This window comes from Collinsella sp. AF19-1LB, assembly GCF_003459655.1.
In the GTDB taxonomy this organism is placed as follows: Bacteria; Actinomycetota; Coriobacteriia; order Coriobacteriales; family Coriobacteriaceae; genus Collinsella.
Genome location: NZ_QRWO01000015.1, coordinates 20,053 through 44,647 on the forward strand (window position 1 = coordinate 20,053; position 24,595 = coordinate 44,647).

The 24,595-nt window shown below is 61.1% G+C and carries 21 protein-coding genes; 11 read left to right on the plus strand and 10 right to left on the minus strand.

The genetic code is table 11. The annotated features are described in order from the left end of the window. Nucleotides 1–13 precede the first annotated feature (13 nt). The 6 genes from DWX39_RS05650 to DWX39_RS05675 form a co-directional block, all read right to left on the minus strand. Nucleotides 14–730, minus strand: coding sequence for a DUF554 domain-containing protein (locus DWX39_RS05650; protein ID WP_199411451.1), 717 nt, complete (start codon nucleotides 728–730; stop codon nucleotides 14–16). Between the two features lie 118 nt (nucleotides 731–848). Beyond that, nucleotides 849–2,261 carry a hypothetical protein gene (locus tag DWX39_RS05655; RefSeq protein ID WP_117758790.1) on the minus strand — a complete coding sequence of 471 codons (1,413 nt, stop codon included), beginning with the start codon at nucleotides 2,259–2,261 and terminating at the stop codon, nucleotides 849–851. A gap of 41 nt (nucleotides 2,262–2,302) precedes the next feature. Continuing rightward, entirely contained in the window at nucleotides 2,303–2,560 is a 258-nt protein-coding gene (locus DWX39_RS05660) for a hypothetical protein (RefSeq protein ID WP_117758791.1), read from the minus strand. Then, nucleotides 2,544–3,143 (minus strand): hypothetical protein, encoded by a 600-nt coding sequence (locus DWX39_RS05665; protein WP_117758792.1) that lies wholly within the window; start codon nucleotides 3,141–3,143, stop codon nucleotides 2,544–2,546. The genes DWX39_RS05660 and DWX39_RS05665 overlap by 17 nt, the downstream gene beginning before the upstream one ends. Before the next feature lie 88 nt (nucleotides 3,144–3,231). Continuing rightward, nucleotides 3,232–3,741, minus strand: coding sequence for a hypothetical protein (locus tag DWX39_RS05670; RefSeq protein WP_117758793.1), 510 nt, complete (start codon nucleotides 3,739–3,741; stop codon nucleotides 3,232–3,234). Then, nucleotides 3,738–4,034: a hypothetical protein gene (locus DWX39_RS05675; RefSeq protein WP_117758794.1), complete on the minus strand. Its 297-nt coding sequence runs from the start codon at nucleotides 4,032–4,034 to the stop codon at nucleotides 3,738–3,740. The genes DWX39_RS05670 and DWX39_RS05675 overlap by 4 nt, the downstream gene beginning before the upstream one ends. Before the next feature lie 345 nt (nucleotides 4,035–4,379). Between DWX39_RS05675 and DWX39_RS05680 the strand changes: the two genes are divergently transcribed. From DWX39_RS05680 to DWX39_RS05690, 3 genes are read left to right on the plus strand one after another with little or no spacing between them, the layout of a single operon-like run. Next, the gene (locus DWX39_RS05680; RefSeq protein ID WP_117758795.1) at nucleotides 4,380–5,981 is read left to right on the plus strand and encodes an FAD-binding oxidoreductase; all 1,602 of its coding nucleotides are present in this window, start codon (nucleotides 4,380–4,382) and stop codon (nucleotides 5,979–5,981) included. A gap of 2 nt (nucleotides 5,982–5,983) precedes the next feature. Continuing rightward, entirely contained in the window at nucleotides 5,984–6,799 is an 816-nt protein-coding gene (locus DWX39_RS05685; protein ID WP_117758796.1) for an electron transfer flavoprotein subunit beta/FixA family protein, read from the plus strand. Next, nucleotides 6,800–8,005, plus strand: a complete 1,206-nt coding sequence (locus DWX39_RS05690) for an electron transfer flavoprotein subunit alpha (protein ID WP_117758797.1) — start codon at nucleotides 6,800–6,802, stop codon at nucleotides 8,003–8,005. On the opposite strand, the gene DWX39_RS05695 is transcribed toward DWX39_RS05690, so the two are convergent. Beyond that, entirely contained in the window at nucleotides 8,002–8,814 is an 813-nt protein-coding gene (locus DWX39_RS05695; RefSeq protein WP_117758798.1) for an HD domain-containing protein, read from the minus strand. The genes DWX39_RS05690 and DWX39_RS05695 overlap by 4 nt on opposite strands. A 137-nt stretch (nucleotides 8,815–8,951) precedes the next feature. Between DWX39_RS05695 and DWX39_RS05700 the strand changes: the two genes are divergently transcribed. The 4 genes from DWX39_RS05700 (at nucleotide 8,952) to DWX39_RS05715 (ending at nucleotide 12,453) form a co-directional block, all read left to right on the plus strand. Continuing rightward, nucleotides 8,952–9,644: an AzlC family ABC transporter permease gene (locus DWX39_RS05700; RefSeq protein WP_158561622.1), complete on the plus strand. Its 693-nt coding sequence runs from the start codon at nucleotides 8,952–8,954 to the stop codon at nucleotides 9,642–9,644. Beyond that, complete coding sequence (locus DWX39_RS05705; RefSeq protein WP_117758800.1) at nucleotides 9,634–9,957, plus strand: AzlD domain-containing protein; 324 nt, start codon at nucleotides 9,634–9,636, stop codon at nucleotides 9,955–9,957. The genes DWX39_RS05700 and DWX39_RS05705 overlap by 11 nt, the downstream gene beginning before the upstream one ends. A gap of 142 nt (nucleotides 9,958–10,099) precedes the next feature. Further along, nucleotides 10,100–11,122 carry a 2-keto-3-deoxygluconate permease gene (locus tag DWX39_RS05710; RefSeq protein WP_055250648.1) on the plus strand — a complete coding sequence of 341 codons (1,023 nt, stop codon included), beginning with the start codon at nucleotides 10,100–10,102 and terminating at the stop codon, nucleotides 11,120–11,122. Nucleotides 11,123–11,310: 188 nt separating this feature from the next. Continuing rightward, nucleotides 11,311–12,453, plus strand: a complete 1,143-nt coding sequence (locus DWX39_RS05715; protein WP_117758801.1) for a diguanylate cyclase — start codon at nucleotides 11,311–11,313, stop codon at nucleotides 12,451–12,453. A gap of 100 nt (nucleotides 12,454–12,553) precedes the next feature. On the opposite strand, the gene DWX39_RS05720 is transcribed toward DWX39_RS05715, so the two are convergent. Together DWX39_RS05720 and DWX39_RS05725 are read right to left on the minus strand one after the other, a co-directional pair. After that, complete coding sequence (locus tag DWX39_RS05720; protein ID WP_117758802.1) at nucleotides 12,554–13,489, minus strand: DMT family transporter; 936 nt, start codon at nucleotides 13,487–13,489, stop codon at nucleotides 12,554–12,556. 98 nt (nucleotides 13,490–13,587) lie between these two features. Continuing rightward, nucleotides 13,588–17,334, minus strand: coding sequence for a phosphoribosylformylglycinamidine synthase (locus DWX39_RS05725; RefSeq protein ID WP_117758803.1), 3,747 nt, complete (start codon nucleotides 17,332–17,334; stop codon nucleotides 13,588–13,590). A 184-nt stretch (nucleotides 17,335–17,518) separates the two neighbouring features. On the opposite strand from DWX39_RS05725, the gene DWX39_RS05730 reads away from it, so the two are divergent. After that, nucleotides 17,519–19,081 (plus strand): cation:proton antiporter, encoded by a 1,563-nt coding sequence (locus tag DWX39_RS05730; RefSeq protein ID WP_117758804.1) that lies wholly within the window; start codon nucleotides 17,519–17,521, stop codon nucleotides 19,079–19,081. Between the two features lie 270 nt (nucleotides 19,082–19,351). Here the strand turns inward: DWX39_RS05730 and DWX39_RS05735 are convergent, their stop codons facing one another. Beyond that, a complete protein-coding gene (locus DWX39_RS05735) occupies nucleotides 19,352–20,695 on the minus strand; it encodes a homoserine dehydrogenase (RefSeq protein WP_117758805.1) in 1,344 nt (447 codons plus the stop codon). Nucleotides 20,696–20,945: 250 nt separating this feature from the next. Between DWX39_RS05735 and DWX39_RS05740 the strand changes: the two genes are divergently transcribed. The 3 genes from DWX39_RS05740 (at nucleotide 20,946) to DWX39_RS05750 (ending at nucleotide 24,592) form a co-directional block, all read left to right on the plus strand. Next, nucleotides 20,946–22,112, plus strand: coding sequence for an ABC transporter substrate-binding protein (locus DWX39_RS05740; protein WP_117758806.1), 1,167 nt, complete (start codon nucleotides 20,946–20,948; stop codon nucleotides 22,110–22,112). A gap of 271 nt (nucleotides 22,113–22,383) precedes the next feature. Then, nucleotides 22,384–23,571, plus strand: coding sequence for an ABC transporter substrate-binding protein (locus DWX39_RS05745; protein WP_117758807.1), 1,188 nt, complete (start codon nucleotides 22,384–22,386; stop codon nucleotides 23,569–23,571). Between the two features lie 139 nt (nucleotides 23,572–23,710). Then, entirely contained in the window at nucleotides 23,711–24,592 is an 882-nt protein-coding gene (locus DWX39_RS05750) for a branched-chain amino acid ABC transporter permease (RefSeq protein ID WP_099432746.1), read from the plus strand. Nucleotides 24,593–24,595: the final 3 nt, after the last annotated feature.

Below are 24,595 nucleotides of genomic sequence, written 5' to 3' on the forward strand. Positions count from 1 at the left end.
TACGTAGATAGATTTAGAACAGGAGGGCGTAGATGACGGCTATGACAACGGAGGGGAGCATATTGGCCGTGCGGAAGGTCTGAGGACGGATGAGGTTGACGCCGACGCAGAAGATGAGTATAGAGCCCACGAGCGATAGACTGTCGAGGGCGGCGGCGGTCATGATGGGGGAGAGCGCGCCGGCAAACAGCGTAATCGTTCCCTGGAATACGGCAACGGGCAGGGCGGAGAAGATGCAGCCGCGGCCGAGCGAAGCCGTCATGGTGCAGACGATGATGCAGTCCAACGCGCCCTTGAGGGCAAGCGTGGACCAGTCGCCGAGCAAGCCGTCTTGGATTGATCCCACGATAGCCATGGCACCGATGCAGACGGTCAGCGATGTCGAGACAAAGGCATTGGTGAACTCGTTGTCTCCCTCGCTGCCGGTTTTGCGCTTGAGCCATTCGCCCAGGTTTTCGATGCCGGCTTCCAGGTTAACGGCCTCGCCGATGAGCGAGCCGAGGGCAAACGAGACGATGAGCATGGTGGTGCCGGTGGTCTCCAGCGCTTTCCCGTCAATGACGAGCATCTTTTGCATGGTGCCGCCCAGTCCGATAAACAAAACGCACAGCCCCGACGCCTTCATGAGCGTGTCTTGGATGCGGGGTGTGATAAAGCGTCCGCCTATAAGGCCCAGCAGTCCGCCCGCAATCAAAAGTGCGACGTTGATGACCGTTCCCAAACCCGGCATGAACCCTCCCATATTGATGCCAACCTGGCAATCGTAGCAGAACGGGCTGCAGGGTGCGTCATGCCTCATCCTATACGTTATATAAGTGGTATTAATGACGGCATTTGGTGCCCAAGCCTCAGCCTCCCATCACGACATAGGGGCTGTAATCGAAGCACAGCGTCATGAGTCGCTGCGGGGACTCAATGGCCGCGGCGATGATATCGGCATCTCGAGCTCGGTCAAATCCCACGAGCTCAATTTGATACGAGACGTCTTCCATTTTATGGAGTATCCGGTTATTCAGGAGGTTCTCACCGTCGAATTCCTCGGTTTTGCCTCCGTCCGAGGTTACGGCATACAGGTGCAGTTTTGCGGTGGTCGCAGGGTCGGCGACCGTGAGGTTGTCGATTTGGTTGGCCGTGCCCTTTGCCCCAAGCAAGGTGAGCAAGGTGGGGGCTACGACCTCGCCCGATGGCAGAAAAACAACTTCGACGGTTTTAGGGAATGCGATAATGGCTGCTTTGCGGACGGGCTTATCGGCAGCGGTGGCCTCAATGCTCGCGGCGTCGACGGTTTCCGTGCGGTCGAGCGCGACCATCATGCAACAATTGCCCTCGTCGATGTCTGCCGGCATGGGACACCCCAAGTTTTCGCCAGCTTGCGTGCAGCCCACTGCGGTGGCTGTTTCGCTTGGCTCGCTGAAAGTGGCTGAAGGACCGCTCGATGGCGGTGTTATGCCGCCTGGTGCGCCATTGTCCCCAGGCGCTATTTCACCGCTGCTCTCGCTGGAGTCGCTTGCGATGTCACCCGTCGAGGGGGCGAGTCCGACCGCTCCTACTCCGCTCCATTCCATCTCGAGGAGCGCCGGATCGACAAGGACGTGATGCACATCTTGCGTTTCGGCACTGATATCGACAGGACCGGGATCTGCCCCTCGCGTCAGGCTGAGCGATCCGGTCCGCTGTTTGCCCCGAATCTCCTGGCTTTCTGTGCCGCTCGCGTAGAACATCAGAGCGATCTCGCCATTTGCCGTGGCGTCGGTGCCCGCCTTGGTCATTTTCAGCGATGCGGTGAATGAGATAGCGGGCTGCGTGCCATCGGCGCTCGAGGGGACGCAGCCCAGGCATACACCCCCTCCGTTTTCGAAAAACGTGCTGTCGAAGGCGACTGTTGCCCCGTCCGCCGAGTCATCGGACAGGGTGATGTCGAGGCGCAGCTCCACGTCGCAGGAATCGCCATCGGCATCAGTTGCAGCTGCGCGCCATGTGCAGATAATGCATCCCGTTAGGGGGCCGTCCGCTGTGCTCGAGCGCTCGGTATCCACGACTATCGAGCTGTTCGTGCAGCGACGGAGGCACCCCGAGGCCGAAATGCTTGCCTGCGCAAGCGAGAAGCGTTGGCGCGCGATGGTGCTCATCTGGTTTGTGGCGAGACAGTTGACGGCAGGTAAGGGGACGTCCACGGCGGGTGTCGCTAGAGCGGCGACGGGCATGCCGGTGGCAAGCGCACTGCAGAGCGCGGCAACGGGCAAAAGGTTCTTTGATGCCATGGGTTCTCCTTACCTGTTCTGGACGGTCTCGATTATCGCGGCTACTGGCTGCGTTTGATGCGCAGACCAAGGCCGATGGCGCTAGCGCCTGCCGTGGCGATTCCTGCTGCCAGGAGCTGTCGCGTGTCGCTCGTTTGCGCTAGGGGTTCATGTTGGCCACTGCGTTCGAGTTCCGATAGATCGACAGTTACCTGCGTGGCAGCCTGCGCCTGCTCTTGTTGGGCAAAAGCGGCGATCGGGGCAAACGTTGCAACGCCGATGATGACGGCAAGGACAATTGCCTTAGGCCGTGTGCGCACCGGGCTCGACCGTCCACGTAATGGTTGCGACCTGGTCGCCCGTGCCGGTCACATGGAAGATGTCTCGCGTGACGCGGGCGACAGCGCCGCTCGTCTTAAGCTTAATCTTGTCCGTACCATCGGCGATGCCCTGGTAGCCCATGTCGAAGGATGCATTTTTGGAAAGGTCGAGGCCCGCTTCCTGCGTCGCGGCGTGGGCGTCTTGGAGTGCCTTGTCTGGGCCGACCTTAAAATCGATGGAGTTCTGGGCGGTCCCCGTCTTGGCGTCGGCGACGATGCTCCAGGACTTCTGGGCGGCAATCTTCATGTTGGTAACATGGATGCCATAGGCCGAAAGATTGTCGATGGTGGTTGTATTCTCGGAAGGGCCCTGGAGCGTGCCGTCTGCCTTAGCGACGAACGGAATGACGGTCGGGGCTTTGAACTTGATGTTGTCGATTTCGGTCCTGATGGTCACGTTGGTGGTTCCAGTGCGTCCCTCCGCCAGGGCGGTGGTCGGCGCGGCGCCCATTGCGAGTGCGAGCGCCAGCCCTGCGCCCGCGACGAGCACCCTGGCCCCGCTCAAATTCCCGGTGATGTCCATAATCGTTCCTTTCTATTCGTCACGGACCGTTTCCGTGAGGGTTAGACGAAAGCGGCACGGGTGCGCATTTTCATAACAGGTGGCAGGTCTAGTCTTCTGTCTGCGCAACCCGCACCTTGATGCGCGTGGGATTGCCATGGGCGTCGTAGGTCTTGGCGTCGAGCGCTTGAATCTCGATATACGCCTCGCCTTCTTTGATGTCGCCTGCGGGGCAGGTCTCAACGGTCTTGCCGGTCTCGACCACCCCCGATTCATAGATGGTCTCGTCGTTTTGGATCACGCGGAAACGCTGGGGAAACTTGTTATCCTGGACGTTTTGCACGTTGACGCGCAGCTTGCCGCCTTTTTGTAGCTGGGCGACCGGTGCGACCGAGATTGTCATCATGTTGTCGCGGACGATGGCATCGAGCTCGTCCTGGATTTCCTGGCGCGACTTACCCTCCGCCGCTGTGACCGAGGCACCTGTCTCGGCGACAGGCTTTGACTGCCAGGCGTAAAGGCCGACGGCGATAAGGGCGCAGGCGATGGCCAGGCAGACAACGCCGAGCCTTTTTCGATGTTTTGACCCTAGGGGGCTCGACTGCTTCCTTACGCTCATGCGGCATCCTTAGTGGTATAGACGCGCGCGAACGTGGACGGATCGGCGCCAAAGAGCATGTGGAGCATGAGGCGTCGCGAGTAGATGAGCTCGTCGAAGTTTGGGTCGAGTTTGATGTCGTGGATGTGGGCGATGTGGTGGGCGAGTGCCGAAAACGATTCGGGATCGCAAATCACGTCGGTGGTGACGTGATAGACAACCGCATCGGGAAATGCCTCCTCATCGAAGGGCAGAAGATATGGGTCATCGTCAACTTCGATGGCGATGCCGTACTGGGGCCAGTAATATGCCATGGGAACCTCCCTGTTTTTGGGCCAAACCTTCTATTGGTTTTGGCTGTCGATGCCGACCGTATCAGCCACAACTTGACCAATTTCTGACCAAATGCTTGACGGGTTTACATCGCCGCAGGTGAGAGACGCTAAAAAATATCTCAAGTTTTTTCGAGCGCCAATTGTGTGCGTGGCTGCGATGGAAAGGAGCGCGTTAAATAGAGCGCCTGCCGAGAAAACGCCGCCGCTCGCCGAATTGCGCAAACGTAAAATTCGCCAATTATGGAGACGGTCTCAGTCACGTCGACGAAACGATGCGGTAACATCTCCCTGCAAACACTGTAGTTAACTAAAGGGGGAGTTCGCGTGTCTGCAGCCATCAAACCCTTCGGCGACGAGTTCGAAGAATATGGTCGCGATGAATCTCGCACATCGGGCGAGGCGTCGAGCATCTCGTTTCCGACAACGGAGGACGAAGTTCGCGCCATTCTGCGAAAGCTCCATGCCGAGCATGTTCCGATAACGGTCCAGGGTGCTCGGACCGGTCTGGCTGCCGGTGCCGTGCCTCACGGCGGACATATCCTCAACACTTCTCGTATGAATCGCTACCTGGGTCTTCGCCGCGACGAGCGAGGCCGTTTTCTGCTGCGCGTGGAGCCGGGCGTCGTGCTTTCGGAGTTGCGCAAGCAGCTGGGTAAGAAGGCATTGCCGACCGCTGACTGGGATCAGGTGTCGCTTGAGGCCTATGAGGAGTTCCAGGCAGCTCCTGAGCAGTTCTTTCCCACCGATCCCACCGAGGCATCTGCCTGCCTGGGTGGCATGGCGGCGTGCAATGCCTCCGGTGCCCGCAGTTACGCCTACGGCCCCATGCGCCCGCACGTTACGGGGCTTCACGTGGCACTGGCGGACGGCGACCTGCTTGAGCTTCATCGAGGTCAGGCGCACGCTGACGCACGCCACTTGTCGCTCGTGACAGCGGAAGGCCGCGCGCTCGAGCTGGATCTTCCTGGCTATACCATGCCCAAGACCAAAAACGCGTCGGGTTATTTCGTTTCGGACGATATGGACGCCATCGACCTCTTTATCGGTGCGTGCGGCACACTCGGCGTCATTACCGAGCTCGAGATTGCCTTGCAGGCGGCACCTTCGGTCGTATGGGGTGTGAGCTGCTTTTTCGACAGCGAGGACAAGGCGGTGTCCTTTACCGATTCCGTGCGCCCCGTGCTGTCCCATGCCGCCGCTATTGAGTATTTCGATGCCGGCGCCTTGGATATCCTTCGCCGCCAGCGCGAGCAGTCGACCGCGTTTGCCTCGCTGCCGGCACTCGACGATGAGGCAAAGGTCTGTGTTTACGTGGAACTCGACTGCGACGACGAGGCGCAAGCGACCGAGGAGCTGTACCACCTGGGATGGGTTTTGGAGCTTGCGGGCGGCCACGACGACGCGACCTGGGTTGCACGCACCGAGGTCGATCGCGAATGCCAGCGGTTCTTCCGCCACGCCGTTCCCGAGAGCGTCAACATGCTCATCGACGAGCGCCGCCGCACCGACCCCACCATTACCAAGCTGGGGTCGGATATGTCGGTGCCCAACACGCGCCTGGCCGATGTCGTTGCCCTCTATCGCCGCACGCTGGCCGAAAGCGGGCTTGAGTCTGCCGCCTGGGGACATATCGGCAACAACCATCTGCATGTGAATATCCTGCCTCGCGATGCGCAAGACTACCGTCGCGGCGGTGAGCTGTTTGCCCAGTGGGCTGCGGAGGTAACGGCTATGGGCGGCGCCGTCTCTGCCGAGCACGGCGTCGGCAAGATCAAAGCGGGCTTTTTGGAGACGATGTACGGCCACGAGGCCATGGTTGAATCGGCTCGACTCAAGCTGCAGCTCGATCCTGCCGGGCAGCTGGGCCGTGGCAACCTGTTTTCGGAGAAGCTCTTGGATGAACTCGTCCAGAAAGGGGGCGCGTGAAGATGAGTGATTTCCATATGGTGGTGTGCGTCAAGGCGGTGCCGGGAAGCACCGAGGTCAAGATGGACCCCAAAACCAATACCATCGTGCGCGATGGCAAGCAGGCGGTCATTAATCCCTTCGATGCAAGTGCCCTCGAATGTGCGTTGGCGCTCAAGGACGACTTTATCGGCTTTGGCATGGATGTGCGCGTGACGGTGGTATCGATGGGTATCCCTGCAACCGAATTGCTACTGCGCGACTGCATCGCCCGCGGCGCCGATGACGCACTGCTGCTAACCGATCGCGCCTTTGCAGGTGCCGATACCCTGGCAACCACCTATGCCCTCAAGTGCGGCATCGAGGCGCTCGACGAGGACTTCGACCTGCTCATCTGCGGCAAGATGGCGGTGGACGGCGATACGGCCCAGATTGGTCCCGAGCTTGCCGGTGCCTTTGAGATTCCCTGCGTGACCGACGTGAGCTGCGTGCAGAGCGCGGGCTTTACGACCTGTGGTTCACTGGCGCTTGTTCACGGCTGCGATGCCGGCGAGGAGACGGTGTATCTGGAGATGCCGTGCGCGATGACGACCGCCAAGGAGATCGGCCAGCTGCGCATGCCGAGCATCGCCGGCATTCGCGCGGCCGAAGATGCGGATGTGCGGGTGGTCAGTGCTGCCGATGTGCATGCCGACCCTTTGCGCTGCGGCCTTACCGGATCGCCGACGCAGGTCGTGCGCTCGTTTGTGCTCGACCGTGACCAAACGTGCGAGGCCATCGAGGGCACGCCGGTCGAACAGGCGGCAAAGCTTGCCAAGATTATCGAGGGGATGGCATAGATGAGCGGACTGATAATCGATAGCGAGGCATGCGTTGGCTGTGGCCGCTGCGTTCGCGCCTGTGCCTCGGGTGGCATTGTGGTGGAGGGCGAGCGCCCCAACCGCTGCGCCCATGTGACCGACGGCTGCATCTTGTGCGGCGGGTGCGTCGACGCCTGTCCCGTCAACGCCATTTCGATCGAGCGCGACGAGGCCGCCGGCGCGGTTGACCTCGATGCGTATCGAGACATTTGGGTATTCGTTCAGACCGACGAGCACGATGACGTGGCCCCGGTGGCCTACGAGCTCATGGGCAAGGGCCGCGAGCTTGCCGATGCACGCGGCTGTCGCCTGGTGGCGCTGGTCGGCATGGGCCCCGAGGGCTCGCTTGAGGACCTGGAGCATCTGGTTTGCGCCGGTGCGGACGAAGTTCTGGTCTGTCGTGACGAGCGCCTGCGTCAGAACGACGCGGAGGTCTATGCTCGCCTCATCTGCGATTTGGTAGCCGAGCGCAAGCCCGAAGCCATTCTGTACGGTGCGACCGCTTTTGGCCGCGAGCTGGCGCCTGGCGTTGCCGTGCGCCTGCGGACGGGCCTTACGGCCGACTGCACCGTGCTTTCGATGGATACGGAGACGGGCCTGCTGCAACAGACGCGTCCGGCGTTTGGCGGCAACTTGATGGCCACCATTATCTGCCCCAACCACCGTCCCCAGATGGCAACGGTGCGCCCCGGCATTTTTAAGGCGCCCGACTTTGACTATAGCCGCTCCGGAACGATTACCCAGGTATTACTTGCGGAAGACGCCAAGGCTCGTGTCGAGATTTCGATTCCCGCCGAGGAATGGGGCCAGCAGGCTTCGATTGCCGATGCCGAGCGTCTAGTTGTTGTGGGTCGCGGTATTGGCTCCAAGAAAAACCTACCCTTGATGCGAAAGCTCGCCGAAGCCCTGGGTGCCGAGCTCGGCTGCACGCGACCCGTCGTGGAGGCGGGCTGGCTGGAGTATCGCCACCAGATTGGCCAGACGGGCGTGTCGGTTTCGCCCAAGCTCCTTGTGAGCATCGGCGTTTCGGGTGCCATCCAGCATCTTGCCGGCATCGGCGGTGCGGAGTGCATCATCGCCGTCAACGAGGACCCAGATGCCCCCATCTTCGGCGCTGCGCAGTATAAAGTTGTCGGCGACGCCGTCGAAGTCGTCGAAGAGCTCCTGGCCCAGCTCGAACACTAGGCGCCGGTCAGCCAAGCGCGCATCTCCTTCTTTAAGCGCTCCCAGGTCGCTTGCGTGGCGGGATCGGTAAAGGGGCGCGTGATACCAAAGGGCGCGTCGAGCAGGCGGTAGATATCGCCCTGCTCGCGCGCCAGCGCGCGGCTTGCCGGATAGACAAGCTCAAACATAAAGCAGATAAGCCCCACCAAGTAGTCCGCGGGCTCATTGCGCTCATCGCGCGTGACGCAGCGGTGCTCGTCAAAGGCGGCCAGCGTCGGTGCCGAGAAGTGGCTGGCAAGAAACGCGTCCTCATTTACTTTGAGGATGGTGTCGACGGTACTGTCGGCGATGGTGCGCATGATGTCGATCTTGTCGCCATCGCGCACAATATCGCAGAAGCGCCGCGTGCGCTCGCCGAGCTGCGCGGGCAGACGGAAATCGCTGTGATAGGCAATGCTCGCTCGAATGAGTTCGTCTTCTACCGGATCGTCGATAAAGTCGCGGATACTTGTTGTCGCGGGCGTGTCTGCAGGGTTTTCGCCAAAGAGAACCTCGACGCCCAACGCCGCATGGCTCATGCTCTCGGCATCCTTAAACGTATCCCAGCGTCGCAGCTGCTCAAAGCGGCCCATATCGTGCAGCAGGCCGCAAAGCCACGCCAAGTCAATGTCCTGCGGTGACCAGCCCTGTTCGCGTGCCACGGCATCGCATGCCTCGGCAACGTGGTACGTATGCTCGATTTTGAGCGCGATACGCGGATTGGCGGCATCGTAGGCATCGGTGTAGGTCTTGAAGGCCGCGGCAGCCCGCGTTCGATCGATAGCTGTCATAATGACTTCCTAAAAAGTTGTGTCTTTCTGTGTCTTTCGATCCGGTGGCAATTGTAGGTGAACTCGGTTGCCATCGGGCGATGGTTCTGCCGTGTCGTTGAATGCGGCTCGGAAATCTTGTCGGGACGAGGAACGCTATGGTGCTCAAAATCGTTAAAACCGTCTGGCCGGTGATGCTTACCTATGTTGCGATAGCCGCGCCGTGCGGAATGATTATGGCGCAGACGGGAATGGAACCCTGGATGGTTTTTGCTCTGAGCAGCACGTTCGTGACGGGCAGCGGGCAGTTTATGATCTGCAATCTGTGGCTGGCGGGTGTGCCTGAGGCGTCGATCGTCGCGAGCGTCGCCGCAATCTCCTCGCGCTTTGCGCTTTACTCGGCATCGATCGCACCGCATCTGAGGGGTGCCTCGAAGCGTCAGACGCTGGCTGTTGCCGCGACGCTTACCGAGGAGGCATATGGCATCTCGCTTGCCAAGTTGGTTAAAGGGGAGGATTGGGGTCCGCTCGAGTCCTTTGTGCTCAGCGTGATCCTCATCGCAATATGGGGCGTTTCGTGTACGACGGGCGCCATCGTCGGCGCCGTTGTCGATGTTCCCACCGCTATTGCGGGTTTTGTCTGCACATCGCTCTTTATCTGCCTACTCTTTTCGCAGCGACTGTCGCGCGGCAATGTCGTAGCTGCCGGTTTGGCTGCGGTGTCCGTCGCCATATGCAAGTTCTGGGGGTGGACGAATATCGCCGTGCCGGCAAGTGTACTCGTCGGCGTTGTCACGGCACTCGCGTGCGATGTCCTCGCCGAGGGAAGGGGCGCTCGCGATGCCCGTTAATGAGTTTTTGGTCCTATGGCTATCGTCATGGGCGGCCATCGCGTTTTTCCGCATTGCCCCGGCGTTTGCCTTGCGCGGGAGAACGCTGTCGCCCCGCGTTACCGAGGCCTTGGGTTATATTCCGCCTGCCGCCTTTGCGGCGCTGGTCGCCAACGATTTGATAAGCCCTGGCGCTTTCGACGCCGGCTTGTGGCAGGGCTTGATTCCCTGGATTGCGGCCGCCGGCGTCGTGGCGGTGGCAATCAAGACAAAGTCGATGTTGTGGTGCTGCGTCTCGGGCATCGTGTTCTATATCGTTTTGAGCCTCATATAAGAGCGGGGCACGTTTAGCGTCCCGGCACAACGAATCGAATTTCTCACCGAGGCGGTCTGCTTCTTCTGGTACCATGGTCAAACTTTACTGTAGCAAAGTGTGACGTGGGCTTTTGTTCTGCGTCGGCGGAAATGGGGGTTTCATGGCACAGGAAGCGACCGCCAACGAGCAAAAGAAATTCAAAGTCCCGCGTATCCCGGGTGACATCATGATCTACCCGATGATCGTTGGCCTTTTGCTCAATACCTTCTGCCCGCAGGTCTTTGAGATCGGCGGCTTCTTTACCGCCGCCTGCCGCGGTGGTTCCAACACCATCGTTGCCGCGATCCTGCTGTTTGTGGGTGCCGGCATCAGCTTTAAGTCCACGCCGGGCGCTATCAAGACCGGCATCGTCGTGCTGATCCCCAAGCTTGTTGTTGCGGCCGCGTTGGGCCTGGGCGTCGCGTACTTCTTTAACGATAACCTTTTGGGTCTGAGCTCGGTCTCCATCATCGGCGGCATTACGTTTTGCAACATGGCGCTCTACACGGGCATCATGGGCGAGTTCGGCGATGAGTCCGAGCAGGGCGCCGTCGGTATCCTGTTCTTTACGGCCGGCCCCGCCGTCACGATGATCATCCTCGGTGTCTCGGGTCTCGCCAACATCCCCGTCGGCACCATCATCGGCTCCATTTTGCCGCTCGTTATCGGTATGGTTCTGGGCAACCTCTTCCCGTTCATCAAGAACCTGCTGGTCCCCGGCGCCAATCCCGCGATCGCTGTCATCGGTTTTCAGCTCGGTGCGTCCATGAGCCTGTCGAGCTTTATCACCGGCGGCATCTCGGGCATCCTGCTGGGCCTCATCACGCTCTTTATCGTCGGCCCCATCACCTTTGCGTTCGAGCGCCTGTGCGGTGGTAACGGCAAGGCGGCAGTTGCCTGCTCCACTATCGCCGGCACGGCTATGACCACGCCGGTCGCCCTCGCCGAGGTCGCTCCGCGCTATGCCGAGCTTGCGCCCACCGCGTATGCGCAGATCGCCACCGCCGTCATCATCACGGCAATCATGGCCCCGATTCTGACCGGCTGGGTCGACAAGAAGTTCTGCCAGGGCAAGGAGGATCTGTCGCCTGCCGGTGTCGAGGCCATCGAGGAGGCCGTCGCGACCGACATCGATGGCGAATAGCAATCGCTACCAATCAATGATGCCGGCGTGCAACTCGCGCCGTTTGAGCGTCCGAACGAAAGCTGTCTTGCAGTGACGTTCGGGCGCTCTGCTATGATTCCCCTTACCCCTGCGGAGTAGGGGGTGTTTGTTGCCCAGATTCGAATTGGGCGATTCTGACCACTTGGATATTGAAGGGATGGCGTCTAGTGGTTAAGGCACTCAAGATTGAGATATTCCTGCTATGCATGATTGTTCTTATCGGGCTTGCCGCGCGAAGTCGTCGCTCCTTGTTCTCGAGTACCCAGCAGCTCTTGTTTAGCATGCTCGGCTATACCTCTGCTGCCTACATTTTCTTCGATATGATCTGGACGCTCTCGGACGGCGTGAGCACTCCTGTAGGCATCACGGCCAACTGGATTTCCAACGCGGTCTCGTTTTCGCTGTTCGCCATCGCGTGCCTCATTTGGTTTTTCTATTCCGAGACAGTGCAGGGCTCTCGCCTTTTGACCGCGCGCTATAGGGTTGCGATCGTGACGTTGCCAACCGTATTGGTGGTCGTGCTGGCATTTACCAGCTACTGGACGCACACTATGTTCTATATCGATGCGCAGGGCGTATATCGTCGCGGAGCGCTTTATATGATTCAACCTATCGTGAGCTACTGCTACATCATATATACGTCCTTGCATGCCTTTATTCAGGCTCGAAAAGTCGAAAGCTTGCAAACGAAGGCCATTTATCGCACCCTCGCCTTTTTTGTGGTTCCCGCTCTGGTGGGCGGTACCTTCCAGGTTTTGTTTTCGGTACCGGGCCTTTGTGTCGGTATAACGCTGAGCATCCTGCTGCTCTACATCATCTACCAGGAGCAGCTGATCTCGACCGACCCGTTGACTGGCCTCAACAATCGCAACCGTTTTGAGACCTATATGCTGTCGCTCTTTTCAAATGTGGATCAGGCCGAAGATGTATATCTGCTTATGATGGACGCTGACGGCTTTAAGCAGATTAACGACCGGTATGGACATGTTGAGGGCGATCATGCCCTCCAGGTCATATCTGCTACGCTCAAAGAGGTCTGCTCGGCGTCTGGTGGCTTTATCGCACGTTATGGCGGCGATGAGTTCGTGGTGCTTCAAAAGGTGACGGCGGAGCAGGACATCATGCGTCTGTGCGCGACAATCAACGACGAGCTCGCACGCGCCGAGGTTCCGTATTTGTTGCGGATGTCCATCGGCTATGCACGGGTCGGTGACGGTGTCGATACCTGGCAAGACTTACTTCGCGCTGCCGACGCGGAGCTCTACCGCGTCAAGGCCGAGAAAAAGAAGTCCGGCGTCCAGATACGCTAGAAAAAGGGGCACACGCTTGCGTGCATGGTGGCCCTCGGCTCTCCGATGTACTCCATTAAACTAAAGTATATGAATCCCCTCTGCTAAATAGGGCAGCTCGTTAGACCTTTTTGGGTTTGTTGACGATGATGATGCCGGCGCAGACCAACAGTAGGGCAACGATGACGGTAACGGGGCTCGTGCCAGCGCCCTCGCCGAGCAGCAGCGCGCTCAGCACCACACCAAAGACGGGGTTCATAAACCCAAAGACCGAGACGCGGCTGACGGGGTTGACGGCAAGCAGGCGCGACCACAGCGAGTACGCGACTGCGGAGATGAGTGCCATATAGATGATGAGTGCGATGGCGGGGGCAATCGCCGTGGGGGAGAGCGCACCGCCCATCAAAAAGCCGATGGCGGTAAGGACCAAGCCACCGACTAAAAACTGCCAGCCGGCGAGCAAGACGCCGTCGTGCTCGCGCGAGAAGATGCCAATGAGGCAGGTCGAAAGGGCACCCGCGACGGTGGAGGCTAGGATAAAGCCCTCGCCGTCGAGCGTAAAGCCAAAGGTGCCGTCTGCGCCCGAAAGGTTGACGAGCGCGACGCCGGCAAAGCCCAGCATACAGCCAAGCACCTTGGCCGTATCGAGCTCCTCGGTGCGAAACGCCAGGGCGGCAAAGAGGATTGCGAGGAAGTTGGCGCTGGCTTCGATGATGGAACTCGACATGGCGCTTGCACGGGAGAGTCCCAGGTAGAAAAAGAAGTACTGCCCGATAGTCTGGAAGAGCGACAAGATGCAGATGGGTTTGATATCGCGCGCTTGCGGAACGAGTGGACGGCGCTGAGCCGCGCTCATCCCGACGATAACCAGGGCGCCGGCAAGCGTAAAGCGCAAACCTGCGAAGAGCAGCTGCGAGGCGCCGTCGTGCGAGGGAATGCCAAAGAGGCCGTAGCCGATCTTGATGCAGGGGAAAGCCGATCCCCAGAGCGCGCAGCAGACGAGGCAGCCCAGGACGAGTCCGGGCAGGGTGGCGAGATACGGCTTGCGGCTTTCCATGATGTCCTTCCTGTATGCGTGAAGCAAAAAAGAACCCGCCACCGGGTGTGCCGGTGGCGGGTGTTGTTACCCGAGGGGATTGTACCCGATGGGACGCATTAAGCGAAGTAGGCCACGCCGCTCTCAAAGATCGGCATGAACTTATCGCCAGGGACATGCTCGGGCACGTTGCGGTACAGGTTGTCGCCGCGACGCTCGGCATGGCCCATCTTGCCCAGGACGCGGCCGTCGGGGCTCGTGATGCCCTCGATGGCGAGTGCGGAGCCGTTGGGGTTGACGGAAAGATCCATGCTGGGCTTGCCGTCTTCGCCCACGTACTGCGTGGCGACCTGGCCGTTGGCGATGAGCTGGGCGAGCACCTCGTCGTTGGCGACAAAGCGGCCCTCGCCGTGGCTGATGGCGACGGTGTAGGGGTCGTCCAGGCTGCACTGCGACAGCCACGGGGACAGGTTGGACGAGATACGGGTGCGCACCAGACGGCTCTGATGGCGACCGATGGTGTTGAACGTCAGCGTGGGCGCATCGGGCGTGGCGTCGACGATGTCGCCGTAGGGCACCAGGCCGAGCTTGACCAGGGCCTGGAAGCCGTTGCAAATGCCCAGCATCAGGCCGTCGCGGGCCTGGAGCAGGTCGCGGACTGCTTCGGTGACCTCGGGAGCGCGGAAGAACGCCGTGATGAACTTCGCGGAGCCATCGGGCTCGTCGCCGCCCGAGAAGCCGCCGGGGATCATGACGATCTGGCTTGCACGGATGCGGCGGGCAAGCTCGTGGGTGCTCTCGGCGACGGCCTCGGGCGTGAGGTTGTTGATCACGAAGGTGTCGGCCTCGGCACCGGCGGCACGGAAGGCGCGGGCGCTGTCGTACTCGCAGTTGTTGCCGGGGAACACGGGGATGATCACGCGCGGGCGGGCGATCTTGGCGCCGCCGTACACGTGGATGTCCTTGGCGCGGAAGTCGATGGTCTCGACCTCGGGGGTCTCGCCGGCGCTGCGGTAGGCGAAGACGCTCTCGATGCCGCTCTCCCAGGCTTCCTGGAGCTCGGCGAGCTCGATGACCTCGGAGCCGGTGTCGATGACATAGCCCTCGACGGTGGTGCCCAGGGGCTCGACGACAACGCCGTCGGCGACCTCGGGCAGCTCGGCGTCCTCGGCGAGCTCGACGATAAAGCTGCCGTAGAGCGGGGTGAAGAGGCTCTCCACGTCCACATCCTCGGCAAGCTCGATGCCGATCTGGTTGCCGACGCACATCTTAAAGAGGCTCTCGGCGCCGCAGCCGTAGCCGGGCGTGGAGACGGCCAGGGCGTCGCCAGTGGCGGTGAGCGCCTCGACGGCGTCAAACGCGGCGAGCAACTGCTGGGCGTCGGGTCGGTAGTCCTCACCGTAGGTAGCGGGGGCGATGCGGACGACGCGGTGCGTCAGGCCCTTGAACTCAGGGGAGACGGCGCGCGCCGCGCGGCCCACGGCCACAGCGAAGCTGATCAGAGTCGGCGGAACGTTGAGCTCGCCGGCTTCGTCCTCAAACGAGCCGCTCATGGAATCCTTGCCACCGATGGCGCCGGCACCCAGGTCGACTTGGGCCATGAGGGCGCCCAGGACGGCCGCCGTGGGCTTGCCCCAGCGTTCGGCCTCGGTGCGCAGACGCTCGAAGTACTCCTGGAAGGAGAGATAGGCGCGCTTGTGCTCAAAGCCGGCAGCCACGAGCTTGGCGATGGACTCGACCACGGACAGGTAGGCGCCAGCAAACTGGTCGGCTTCCATCAGGTAGGGGTTGAAGCCCCATGCCATGGCGCTTGCCGTGGTGGTCTCGCCGTCCACGGGGAACTTGGCGACCATGGCCGAGCTCGGGGTGAGCTGCGTCTTGCCGCCAAAAGGCATGAGCACGGTCGCGGCACCGATGGTGGAGTCGAAGCGCTCGGAAAGGCCCTTGTTGGAGGCAACGTTGAGGTCGGTGACAAGCGAGGTCATGCGCTCGGCAAGTGTGGTGCCGGCCCAGCTGGGCTGCCACACGCTGCGGGCGCACACGTGGGCGACCTGGTGCTTGGGTGCGCCGTTGGAGTTGAGGAACTCGCGGGATAGGTCGACGATGGCGACACCGTTCCAGGCCATGCGCATGCGCGGCTCGGCGGTAACCTCGGCGATAACGGTCGCCTCCAGGTTCTCCTCGGCGGCGTAGCCCATGAACTCCTCGACGTCACCGTCGGCGACGGCGCAGGCCATACGCTCCTGGGACTCGGAGATGGCGAGCTCGGTGCCGTCCAGGCCGTCGTACTTCTTGGTCACGGTGTCCAGGTCGACATACAGGCCGTCGGCAAGCTCGCCCACGGCGACCGAGACGCCGCCGGCGCCAAAGTCGTTGCAGCGCTTGATCAGGCGACAGGCGTCGCCGCGGCGGAAGAGGCGCTGCAGCTTGCGCTCGACCGGGGCGTTGCCCTTCTGGACCTCGGCGCCCGAGGTCTCGATGGACTCGGTGTTCTGGGTCTTGGAGGAGCCGGTGGCACCACCGATGCCGTCACGGCCGGTGCGGCCGCCCAGCAGGATAATCTTGTCGGTGGGGGCGGGGCACTCGCGACGCACGTGGTTTGCCGGGGTAGCGCCCACGACGGCGCCGACCTCCATGCGCTTGGCCACGTAGCCGGGGTGATAGAGCTCGTTGACCTGGCCGGTGGCAAGGCCGATCTGGTTGCCGTAGCTGGAGTAGCCGGCGGCGGCGGTGGTTACGAGCTTGCGCTGCGGCAGCTTGCCCTCGAGCGTCTCGGAAACCGGGACGGTGGGGTCGCCGGCGCCGGTGACGCGCATGGCTTGGTACACATAGCTGCGGCCCGAGAGCGGGTCGCGGATGGCGCCGCCCACGCAGGTGGCGGCACCGCCGAAGGGCTCGATCTCGGTCGGGTGGTTATGGGTCTCGTTCTTAAAGAGGAACAGCCAGTCCTGGTCCTCGCCATCGACATCGACCTTTACCTTGACGGTGCAGGCGTTGATCTCCTCGGACTCATCGACATCGGTCATGACGCCGGTCTTCTTGAGGTACTTGGCGCCGATGGTGCCCATGTCCATGAGGCAGACGGGCTTGGCGTCGCGGCCGAGCTCGTGGCGCATCTCCATGTAGCGGTCGAAGGCCTGCTGCACCACGGCGTCGTCGATCGTCACGTCATCCAGGACGGTGCCGAAGGTAGTGTGGCGGCAGTGGTCGGACCAATAGGTGTCGATCACGCGGATCTCGGTGATGGTGGGGTCGCGATCCTCATCGCGGAAGTACTGCTGGCAGAAGGCAATGTCCGCCTCGTCCATAGCAAGGCCGCGATCGGCGATAAAGGTGGCAAGGCCGGCCTCGTCGAGCTCGCGGAAGCCGTCGAGCACCTCGACGGGTTGGGGCTCGGGCGTCTCCATGTACAGCGTCTCGGGCAAGTCGAGCGAGGCGATGCGCGCCTCGACGGGGTTCACCACGTAGTCCTTGATGGCCTTGATGGCGGCTTCGTCCAGAGCGCCCGAGATCATATAGACCTTGGCGGAGCGCACGGCGGGGCGCTCGCCCTGGCTGATGAGCTGCACGCACTCGCTGGCGGAGTCGGCGCGCTGGTCAAACTGGCCAGGCAGGAATTCGACGGCAAAGACGGCGCTATCGCTTGCGGGGAGCTCGTCGTAGGTCACATCGACCTGGGGCTCGCTAAAGACGGTCGGCACGCAGGAGCGGAAAAGCTCCTCGTCGATGCCCTCGACGTCGTAGCGGTTGATGATCCTCAGGGCCTCGATGCCCTTGATGCCGAGAATCTCGGTCAGCTCGCCCTTGAGCTGCTGAGCCTCGACGTCGAACCCGGGTTTCTTCTCCACGTAAATACGAGAGACCATTGGTTCCTGCCTTCCTGATCGGTTGGGCGTACGGTACGGTATGCGGCAGCGGTCGGTTTGCGGGGTCTGCCCTGCGGTCGCCTTGAGCCACATGTTTGTAAACCTCACTATGATACGACAGCTCGCGGCGCGTTGAGGACGGCGAGGGTGCTACAGTGATGCGCAAACAAGAGAAAGGCATCACATGGCATTCGTTTCACTCGCCATCATCGCGCTCGTGGCCTTTGCAAGCCCCTTCATCGCCTCGGCGATTCCCGGAAAGCCCGTTCCCGAAACGGTCTTTTTGCTCGTGTTCGGCGCAGTGCTGGGACCCCATATGCTCGGCGTCATCCATGTAGATGCCGAGGTCTCGCTCGTGTCAGAGCTCGGTCTGGCATTTTTGTTCCTGCTTGCCGGCTTTGAGATCGATCCCAAGAACATCACGGGCATCGAGGGCCGCTACGGTATGGCCACGTGGGCTGTCACATTTTGTATCGCCTGGCTTGCCGTGCGCTTTACCCCGTGGTTCTCGGTCAGCCATTTCGACGGTATCGCCGTGACGCTCGCCTTGACCTCGACGGCGCTTGGGGCGCTCATGCCCATCTTGCGCGAGCGGTTGCTTGCCGGAACGCGCGTCGGTGATTCGATTCTTGCCTATGGTACGTGGGGCGAGCTCGGCCCCGTGCTCGCCATGTCGGTACTGCTGTCTGCCCGTACGGGCATCGAGACGCTGCTGATCTTGGGCTTATTTGCCGCCGTGTGCGTGCTGCTTGCCGTGGTCCCCAGCCGCTCCAAACGCGTCGGCAGCCGCTTCTTTGCGTTTGTCGAGGAGCGCGCCGATACCACGTCGCAGACCTTCGTGCGCCTGACGGTGCTCATCCTGGTCACACTCGTGGCTTTCTCGGCCGTCTTTGATCTCGACATTGTGTTGGGTTCTTTTGCCGCCGGCTTTGTCTTGCGCTACATCATCCCCGAGGGCAACCATACGCTTGAGACCAAGCTCGACGGCCTGGCCTACGGCTTTTTGATCCCGGTGTTCTTTACCGTGTCGGGCGCTAAGATCGACCTGACGGCCGTGGTGTCGCGCCCCGGGCTGCTCGTGGGCTTTATCTTGGCGCTGCTGATCATTCGTGCCGTGCCCATTCTCATCTCTATGAGCATTTGTCCCGTGACGCGCGATGTGTCGGCGTATGGCCGCATTACCGTGGCGCTCTACTGCACCACGGCGCTGCCGATCATCGTTGCCGTAACGAGCTTGGCCGTCAACGCGGGCGCGCTGTCGCAAGATATTGCGTCGGTCATGGTTGCCGCCGGTGCCATCACAGTGTTCTTGATGCCATTGCTCGCGCAGCTCTTCTACCGCGTAGTCGACGCCGCGCCGGTCGCCGCCGTGGCAGAGGTTGCCGAGCATCCATCCGATGCACTTGACATCCTGCGCGCCCATCACGATTTGGCGAGCCTGCTCGCACGCGAGCACGAGCTGCTGACCTCGCATGGCCATGGTCGCGTATTCGAGGGCCTGCCTACGCTCGATACGATTGCCGAGCGTCTTTCCGCCGAGGCGGCGAGCGGCCACATCGATGCCCGCATCGTGGACGCGGCGCACCTACTTGCCGATAAGACCTATGGAGACGAGGTCGACCCGTCCGAGCTGACCCCACGCGAGCGCCGCCGTCTGGAGCGCGCCAAGCTCGCCGTGCGCGAATACCGCCGCCGCATGCTGGAGCTCTATGCAAGAGAAGAAGCCGAGGACGACGACGGCAGGTAGCCAACGCCGCCGCGGAAAATGCATCCCGGAATTGGCGTCCAGAGTGGGACGTGCTTTCCGCGAGAGGCCCGTTGCGGAAAGCGTGTCCCAGAATCCGCGCCCAGAATGGGACATAGTTTCCGAAAAAGGCCCTGAGGGAAGCTTCGCCCCGTTCTGAGCTGAAATACCGGGACGCAGCTTCCCCTGCAAACAGAAGAAGGCGCGCTGCCTGTGGTTGATGCAGGCAGCGCGCCTTTTGCGTTGAGCTTCGTTGAGGTTCGAAGTAGTGGACTAGTTGGCCATGACGCCTTCGGTCCAGGCCTCAACGTCCTCGATGCGCAGGACGTTGGCGACCTCGGCCACGCAGTCGACGCTGGCAAGCTCGGCGGCGGCAGCCTGGACGTCCTTCTCGAGCGCGCGGTGCGTCAGGAAGATGACCGAGCAGGCATCGCTGACGCCCGGCTTGCCGTCCTCGACCTGGTTGATGAGCGAGATCGAGATGTTGTGCTTGGCAAAGATGTCGACCGTCTCGGACAGGGCGCCCACGCGGTCGGCGACCTTCAGGCGCACATAGTACTTGGTCTGGAGCTCGTCCATAGGCTTAAAGGCGAGGTTGTGACCATAGGGCTCAATCTCGGGCAGCGGAGCCACGCCGCGGCTGATCTGCTCGGAGAGCGACAGGATATCGCCCACGACGGCGCTCGCGGTGGGGAAGGAGCCTGCGCCGGCACCGTAGAACATGGTTTCGCCCACGGCGTCGCCTACTACGTAGACGGCGTTCATGGCACCGTTGACCTTGGCGAGCATGTGGTCGGCGGGGATCAGCGTGGGATGCACGCGGACGTCGACGCCGGCGTCGGTGTTGCGGGCGATGCCGAGCAGCTTGATGGTGTAGCCGAGCTCGCGGGCCTGGGCGATGTCCTCGGCGCCGATGGTGCGGATACCCTGCTGGTACACATCGTCGGTGGTAACGCGGGTGCCAAAACCGATGGAAGCGAGGATCGCCGTCTTGCTGGCGGCATCGAAGCCGTCGACGTCGGCGGACGGGTCGGCCTCGGCATAGCCCTTGGCCTGTGCGTCGGCGAGCACATCGGCGTAATCGGCGCCTTCGGCATCCATGCGCGACAGGATATAGTTGGTGGTACCGTTGAGAATACCGGCGATGGTCAGGATCTTGTTGCCCACCAGGTCGTGCTCGAGCGTGCTCACGATGGGGATGCCGCCGCCGCAGCTGGCCTCGCACTTAATCTGCACGCCGCACGCGCGCGCCTTCTCGGCGAGCGTCTCGACATGGCGGCCCAGCAGGGCCTTGTTGGCAGAGACGACGTGCTTGCCGTTCTCGAAGGCAGTGGTGAAGATCTCGGTTGCGGGATGCTCGCCGCCGATCAGCTCGACGACGATGTCGACGGCGGGGTCGGCGACGACGTCATGCCAGTCACTCGTAAAGGCCTCGCGCTCAATACCGGCTGCTTCGGCCTGCTCCCAGGCAAGCGCGCAGGCGCGGGTCAGTTTAAGGTCGATGCCGTAGGCTGCCAGGTACTCATCGTGGTGGCTCTTGATCAGACGGGCCACGCCGCCGCCGACGGTTCCCAGACCGATCAGACCGACGTTCACGGTGCGCAGGGGTTCGCTCATAGATAGCTCCTTGGTGCATCTTATGGATGGATTAACCGCTTAAAGGTTGAGTGCATTCTAGCGTGAACCGAGAGCGCGTGCTCGCCAGGCAACAGGAGTCGCACAAAACGGCACCCCCGAAACGCTGCGGAAACATTGGAAACATGCTCGCTACAAACGGAACTCCGTAACAAACTGTCAACGTTTGCACCATAAGGTTTGCCCTGTACCGCAAGACGGCCGCACCGCGGCCAGCGAAAAGGGGGATACCATGTTTAGCATCAATAACGTACTTAACCGCAGGAGTTTCTTGGCTGGTTCCGCGGCGTTCGGTAGCACCGCGGCACTCGCTGGTTGCTCGTCGGGTGGCTCGGACGGCGGCTCCGCCGATGACGGCAAGACCTTCAAGATTGGTGTCATCGGCCCTCTGACCGGCGCCGCGGCAACCTATGGCGTTTCGGCCGAGAAGGGTGCCAAGCTCGCCGCCAAGGATTTTTCGACCAAGGACCTCAAACTCTCGCTTAAGTCCGAGGACGACGTCGCTGACGGCGAGAAGGCCATCAACGCCTTCAATACCCTGTGCGACTGGGGCATGCAGGCGCTCGTCGGCCCCGTCACGACCGGTGCTGCCGTCGCCGTCTCGGGCGAGATCGCCGACGATATGCTCATGGTCACGCCCTCGGCCTCGTCGCTCGACGTCACCAAGGACAAGACCACGGTTTTCCAGGTTTGCTTCACCGATCCCACCATGGGCGCCAGCGCCGCAAAGTTCTTGGCCGAGAAGTACGCGGATGCCAAGATCGCCCTGTTCTACAACTCCGGCGATACGTATAGCTCGGGCGTTGCCGACGCTTTTGCCGAGCAGGCCAAGGCGTCCAAGCTCGACATCGTCGATACCGAGACCTTTAAGGACGACTCTTCCACGAGCTTTACCAACCAGCTCACCAAGGCCAAGGAGTCCGGCGCCACGCTCATCTTTGCGCCGATCTACTACACGCCGGCGTCCGTTTTGCTCAAGAACGCCAAGGACATGGGCTACGACATGACCCTCATGGGTACCGACGGCATGGACGGCCTGCTCTCTGTGGAAGGCTTCGATACCTCTCTTGCCGAGGGCGTACTGCTCATGACCCCGTTTTCGGCTGACGATGAGAAGAATGCCGACTTCGTCAAGGCCTATAAGGATGCCTACGACGAGACGCCCAACCAGTTTGCCGCCGATGCCTATGACTGCGTCCACGCGATTGTCGAGGCCATCGATAAGGCAGACATTGACATTACGGCCGACGGCGCCGACATTGCCGGCGACCTTGCCAAGGCCATGCGCAAGATCAAGATCGAGGGCCTGACGGGCGAGTTGACGTGGAACGACAAGGGCCAGGTTGAAAAGCCCGCTACGGCCTATGTGATTCAGGACGGCAAGTACATCGCCGCCTAGGTGCGTACAAAACGCGACCGGTGAGGGTGTTTTAATCAGGGCAGGGGCGCTTGTAACAGAATGGAAATATTACTTTCACACAATAAAGTGGCTAAACTGCATAAATCGATAGAAATACGCATAATTATGGATAAATGGACAAAACAAAAGAAAAGTTGAAATAATCGTCACTTTTCTCAACTAAAGCGTCTACTATTTTGCGAACGCCGAACACGGCGAAGGATGGCCTGTCGGGTAACCGAAACCCGACGAGATTTGAGAGGAGAGCCGCATGTCGAGCCTCACCGGTAAGTCATTGAACCCTGTTATGAATCGCAGGAGCGTTATCGCGAGCGCAGCAGGTCTGGGGGCGATGTCCATTCTAGCTGGCTGCTCCTCCAACGGCGGCGACAGCGGTTCCGCGTCGGGCGACGCTTCGTTTAAGATCGGCACCATCGGCCCGCTGACCGGCGCCAACGCGTCCTACGGCAAGTCCGTTACCCAGGGTGTCGAGCTTGGCTGCAAGGATTTCTCGACCAAGGAGCTGCCGCTTGCTAGCAAGGCCGAGGATGACCAGGCCGATGGCGAGAAGGCCGTCAACGCCTTTAACACCCTGCTCGACTGGGGCATGCAGGCCCTCGTCGGCCCGACCACCACGGGTGCGTCGGTTGCCGTTGCCGCCGAGTGTGGTAACGACCCCAAGACGTTCATGATCACCCCGTCCGCGTCCTCCGAGGACGTCACCGACGGCAAGGATTGTGTCTTCCAGGTTTGCTTCACCGACCCCAACCAGGGTGTCAACGCTGCCAAGTTCCTGGCGCAGAAGTATGCGGACGAGAAGTTCGTGCTGTTCTATAACTCCGGCGACGCATATTCTTCGGGCATCGCAGATTCCTTTAAGGCCCAGGCCGCTGAGTCCAAGCTCGAGATTGTTGACGAGGAGACCTTTAAGGACGACTCCGCCACGAGCTTTACGAACCAGCTGACCAAGGCCAAGCAGGCCGGCGCCACCATGATCTTTGCGCCGATCTACTACACGCCGGCGTCCGTCCTGCTCAAGAACGCCAAGGACATGGGCTACGACGTCAAGATGATGGGCTGCGACGGCATGGACGGCATCCTGGGCGTTGAGGGCTTCGATACCTCTCTTGCCGAGGGTCTGCTGCTCATGACCCCGTTCTCCGCCGACGACGAGAAGAACGCCGACTTCGTCAACGCTTACAAGGATAAGTACGGCGATACCCCCGACCAGTTTGCCGCCGATGCCTACGATGGCGTGCACGCGGTGGCCGAGGCCCTCAAGGAGGCCGGTCTTGGCGTCGACGCCGATCCGACCGAGGCCGCCGAGAAGCTGTCCAAGGCTATGCTCAAGATTACCGTTGACGGTCTGACCGGCAAGCTCACCTGGAACGATAAGGGCCAGGTCCAGAAGGAGCCCACGGCTTACGTCATCACCGACGGCAAGTACGTACAGGCCTAATTGGCCGCCTTACATAGAGCGGTTTTGATCCCAAGCAGGGGAGGTTTTGGCCTTCCCTGCTTGCTTGGTATCTAGGGACGATGTAACGTCCCTGTTTCATACATCAACTGGAAACCTATTCGAAAGGGGGATGTGGAACATGACGGTCTTTATCCAATACCTGGTCAACGGCCTGTCCATGGGCAGCGTCTACGCCATCATCGCGTTGGGCTACACCATGGTCTACGGTATCGCCAAGATGCTCAACTTCGCTCACGGCGACGTCATCATGGTCGGTGCCTATGTCTCGTTCTGTGCCACGTCGTATCTCGGCCTCCCGGGCTGGGCATCTGTAGTTCTCTCTTGTGTGGTCTGCACGGTTCTCGGTGTTCTCATTGAGGGTCTGGCCTATAAGCCGCTGCGCCAAGCAGGCCCGCTGGCCGTTCTGATCACGGCTATCGGCGTGTCCTACTTCCTGCAGAACGCCGCGCAGCTTCTGTGGGGCGCCACGCCCAAGAACTTTACTTCGCTCGTCACCTTCCAGGTGCCGGAGTTCTTGGCCAAGTTCAACGTAAGCGCCGTCTCGCTCGTCACCATCGTCGCCTGCCTGGTTATCATGGCCGGCCTGATGTTCTTTACAGGTAAGACCAAGATGGGCAAAGCCATGCGCGCCGTGTCCGAGGACAAGGCCGCCGCTCAGCTCATGGGCATCAACGTCAACCGTACCATCTCGATGACGTTCGCCATCGGCTCTGCCCTTGCCGCCATCGCCGGTGTGCTCCTGTGCTCCTACTCGCCGGTGCTGCAGCCCACGACGGGTGCCATGCCTGGCATCAAAGCCTTCGACGCCGCCGTCTTCGGTGGCATCGGCTCCATCCCCGGCGCCTTTGTCGGTGGCATTCTCATCGGCATCATCGAGGCGATGGCACAGGCTTACATTTCCACGAGCCTTGCCAACTCCATCGTCTTTGGTGTTCTGATCATCGTCCTGCTCGTCAAGCCTGCCGGCCTCTTGGGCAAGTACGTCCCCGAGAAGGTGTAGGTG